General features: G+C 63.6%; 4 protein-coding genes. 2 read left to right on the top strand and 2 right to left on the bottom strand.

The window, feature by feature from the left end; all coding sequences use genetic code 11:
- Together EN906_RS26150 and EN906_RS26145 are read left to right on the top strand one after the other, a co-directional pair.
- Positions 1 to 287 (top strand): NrsF family protein (locus EN906_RS26150; RefSeq protein WP_127375482.1); only part of this gene is annotated, 287 nt, incomplete at its 5' end.
- 132 nt (positions 288 to 419) lie between these two features.
- On the top strand, positions 420 to 2,438 hold the full coding sequence (locus tag EN906_RS26145; protein WP_127271199.1) for a PAS domain S-box protein: 2,019 nt from the start codon (positions 420 to 422) through the stop codon (positions 2,436 to 2,438).
- Between the two features lie 57 nt (positions 2,439 to 2,495).
- On the opposite strand, the gene EN906_RS26140 is transcribed toward EN906_RS26145, so the two are convergent.
- Both EN906_RS26140 and EN906_RS26135 read right to left on the bottom strand, forming a co-directional pair.
- The gene (locus tag EN906_RS26140) at positions 2,496 to 3,374 is read right to left on the bottom strand and encodes a 3-hydroxybutyryl-CoA dehydrogenase (RefSeq protein ID WP_013529423.1); all 879 of its coding nucleotides are present in this window, start codon (positions 3,372 to 3,374) and stop codon (positions 2,496 to 2,498) included.
- 116 nt (positions 3,375 to 3,490) lie between these two features.
- On the bottom strand, positions 3,491 to 3,798 hold a 308-nt coding region (locus EN906_RS26135), incomplete at its 5' end, for an FAD-binding protein (protein WP_206529168.1).

The following is a 3,798-nucleotide window of genomic DNA, read 5'->3' as shown; positions in this document are numbered from 1 at the left end:
GTACACGGATGGTCGGCTCCAACATGATGCTCTGCATGGGCTTCATCCCGCTGATCGGTATTGGCCCGCTTGCCATCTTCCTGTGGATGCTGCGCTATGGCGCGCCGACACGGCCGGTGCTTGCCGGTGCGGTGGCGGGTCTGCTCGCCGGCGGGCTGGCGGCAACCTTCTATGCCGCGCACTGCTTCGACGACTCGCCGCTTTTCGTCGCCACCTGGTACACGGCAGCGATCGCAGCGCTCGCATTGCTCGGTGCGCTCGGCGGACGGTTTTTCATACGCTGGTAGCGTTTCGTAACGATCGCGGACCCGTGCACCGATCCTTAATCATGCCGGCAATTGTTTGCCGGTTAGCGACCACGCCGGCATGCCGGACGCAACCTTTCCTTAAAATCGATCCGCCAAGGTTGATGCGAGAACATGCGTTTGCGCACGGGGGTGGCACGTATCGTGATGTGGCGAGGATTGACCAGCCGAAAATCTCTTGGGCATGCAGGGCTGGCGTTGCTCGTCGCCGGCCTGGGCGTGCTGGCGACCTCGATCCTGCTGTCGAGCCTGGATTTCGGCACCGAAGCGTTGAGGCTCTGCCTGCAGATCGCGGTGGCGGTGGCGGCGGGCGCGCTGTTCCTCGCCGCCCTGTCTATCCGCAGGATCAGCAGGGATCGCCAGCAGATCGCCGAGAGCGAGCTGCGCTTCCGCCGCGCCATGGAGGATTCGGCGATCGGCATCGTGGTTGTCGGTCTCGACGGTCGCATCCGCCAAACCAATCCGGCCTTCGCCGCCATGCTTGGCTACACAAGCGAAGAGATCGAGGCGCTGACTTTCTTCCAGATCACGCATCCCGACGATCTGCTGATCGGGCGGGAGACGATGGACGATCTGAAGGCGGGCACGGTCAATTCCTTCCACTTCGAGAAGCGTTATCTCAGGAAGGACGGAACGCCCGTCTGGGCTCATCTTGCCGGTTCGGTCATTCGCGATGAGACCAGCGGCCGCCCGCTCTATCTCGTTTCGCAAATCGAGAACATCGACGCGCGCAAGCAGGCCGAGGCGCGCATTGCCGAGGCGGAGACGCGTTGGAATTTTGCTCTGGCTGGTGCCGGCCAAGGCGTCTGGGACCTCGACATGCGCAAGGGGGGCACGACCTATTCCTCGACCTGGGTCAAGATGCTGGGCTATGCGGATGGCGAGCTCGATGGCGACACCGATCGCTGGCTGACGATGATTCATCCCGACGATCGCGAGACTGTCGCCGAAGCGGATCGCGCTCATCTCGAGGGCAAGACACCGTTCTTTGAGGCCGAGTTCAGGATGCGCCACAAGGATGGCCACTGGATGTGGATACTCGACCGCGGCAAGGCCATCGAACGCGACGAGAATGGACGGCTGATCAGGGCCATCGGCAGCCTGACCGACATCACCCGCCGCAAGGAGGCCGAAGAGCGCCTTACTGTGTCAGCGGCAATGCTTGCCGACGAAAAGGAGCGGTTGAGGGTGACGCTGCAATCGATCGGCGATGCCGTCATCTGCACCGACGCCGCAAACGGTATCACCTTCATGAACCCGGTCGCCGAAAAGCTGACCGGGATTGCCGGCGGCGAGGCTCTCGGCAAGATGCTTGGCCATGTCTACTGGGCGGTCGACGAGGAGACGGGGCACAGGATCGGCGTCACCCGGCCCGCAGTTGGCGTTCATGCGCCCGCCGACCAGAACAGCCGCGCCGTCCTGATCCGGCGCGACGACACGCGCTGCAGCATCCGCCAGGTGGTGTCGCCGATCATCAACGAACGGAACGAATTCTGCGGGCTGGTCATCGTCTTCCAGGACTTTACCGATGCGCGCGCGCTGCAGCGCCAGCTGGCGCATGCCGCGGCACACGATGCGCTGACCGGCCTTGCCAACCGCTCGAGCTTCATCCGCGCCATGGAAGACCTGGTCGGCCAGGCGCGCAAGGATGGCACCGCCGACACGACGAAGTCGGTCGGAGGCGCCGGACATCAGTTCATGTTCATCGATCTCGACCACTTCAAACTGGTCAACGACACCGGCGGACACGCGGCGGGAGACGCGCTGCTGAAGCGGGTTGCCGAGGCGATTCGCGGCGTGCTTGGTCCAGACGATATCGTCGCTCGCCTCGGCGGCGACGAATTCGCGGTCATTCTGAAATCGGGTTCGGCAGCCGGCGCCAAGATCGCGGCACGCTCCATCATCGATGCGATCGGCGGGCTGGACTTCACCTGGGACGGCCGTCTTCACGTGATCGGCGCCAGCATCGGACTGGCTGCGATCAATGCCAATTGCGGCGAGGTCGACGAGATCATCGCGAGAGCCGATGCGGCCTGCTATGCGGCCAAGGCGGCCGGCCGCGGCTGTGTCTCCGTGGCGTCCGACGCACGGATCGTGGAGGGCCGGACAGAGCCGCTGGCGGCGGCCTCCTGATCGAGCCTGTCAACCGCCGATCCGAAGGCTTGTCCCTGATTTGCGTCGACGATGCGCTCAGCGCGTCGGAACGGGATGCTCGCCACGATAGTCGTAGAAGCCGCGCCCGGTCTTGCGGCCGAGCCAGCCGGCCTCGACATATTTCACCAGCAGCGGGCAAGGGCGATACTTCGAGTCCGACAGGCCGTCATGCAGCACCTGCATGATCGACAGGCAGGTATCGAGCCCGATGAAATCGGCCAACTGCAGCGGCCCCATCGGATGGTTGGCGCCGAGCCGCATGGCGGTGTCGATGGCGTCGACCGAGCCGACACCCTCATAGAGCGTGTAGATCGCCTCGTTGATCATCGGCAACAGGATGCGGTTGACGATGAAGGCCGGAAAATCCTCCGAGACCGTGATCGTCTTGTCGAGCTGCTTCACATAGGTCTTGGCAGCCTCGAAGGTCTGGTCCTCGGTGGCGATGCCGCGCACCAGCTCGACCAGCTTCATCAGCGGCACCGGGTTCATGAAATGTATGCCGATGAACCGCTCAGGCCGGTCGGTCTGCGCGGCAAGCCGCGTGATCGAGATCGACGAGGTGTTGGTCGCCAGGATGGCTTCGGGATTGAGCTGCGGACAAAGCTGGGCGTAGATCTTGCGCTTGACCGTCTCGTCCTCTGTCGCCGCCTCGATCACCAGATCCGCGCCGGCAAGATCGGCCATCGCGGGCGCGGCCGAAATGCGGCCCATCGCGTCGTTGCGCACCTTCTCGTCGAGCTTGCCGGACCCCACCTGGCGGGCCATGTTGCCGCTGATTGTGGCGATGCCTTTCTCGATGCGGTCGGGCGAAATATCGTAGATCAGCACCTTGTAGCCCGAAAGCGCGGAGACATGGGCGATGCCGCCGCCCATCTGGCCCGCGCCGATGATGCCGATCGTCTCGATCTTGCTCATTACACCGATCCCGTCAAAAGGCCTTTGCGGCCTGCTTTTTGTGCGGTGCAAACTAAAAGGGCGGGGCGACTTCGTCTACCCCACCCTCACCATTTAATACGCTTTGGCAGAAAGCGTCAAAGCGCCTTTTGCAGCTCCGGCAGAATGACGAAGAGATCGCCGACGAGGCCGTAGTCGGCAACCTGGAAAATCGGCGCCTCCTCGTCCTTGTTGATTGCGACGATGACCTTCGAATCCTTCATGCCGGCGAGATGCTGGATGGCGCCGGAGATGCCGACCGCGATGTAAAGATCGGGGGCAACCACCTTGCCGGTCTGGCCGACCTGCCAGTCGTTCGGCGCATAGCCGGCATCGACCGCGGCGCGGGAGGCGCCGACGGCGGCACCGAGCTTGTCGGCGACCGGCAGGATGACCTCCTGGAACT

The organism is Mesorhizobium sp. M7A.F.Ca.CA.004.06.1.1 (genome assembly GCF_003999135.1).
GTDB lineage: Bacteria > Pseudomonadota > Alphaproteobacteria > Rhizobiales > Rhizobiaceae > Mesorhizobium.
This window is presented reverse-complemented; position numbering and strand designations above follow the sequence as displayed.

Bases quoted from the DNA above. Each gene is read 5' to 3' on its own strand.
- EN906_RS26140 (WP_013529423.1), bottom strand. From the start codon at position 3,374: ATGAGCAAGATCGAGACGATCGGCATCATCGGCGCGGGCCAGATGGGC.
- EN906_RS26145 (WP_127271199.1), top strand. From the start codon at position 420: ATGCGTTTGCGCACGGGGGTGGCACGTATCGTGATGTGGCGAGGATTG.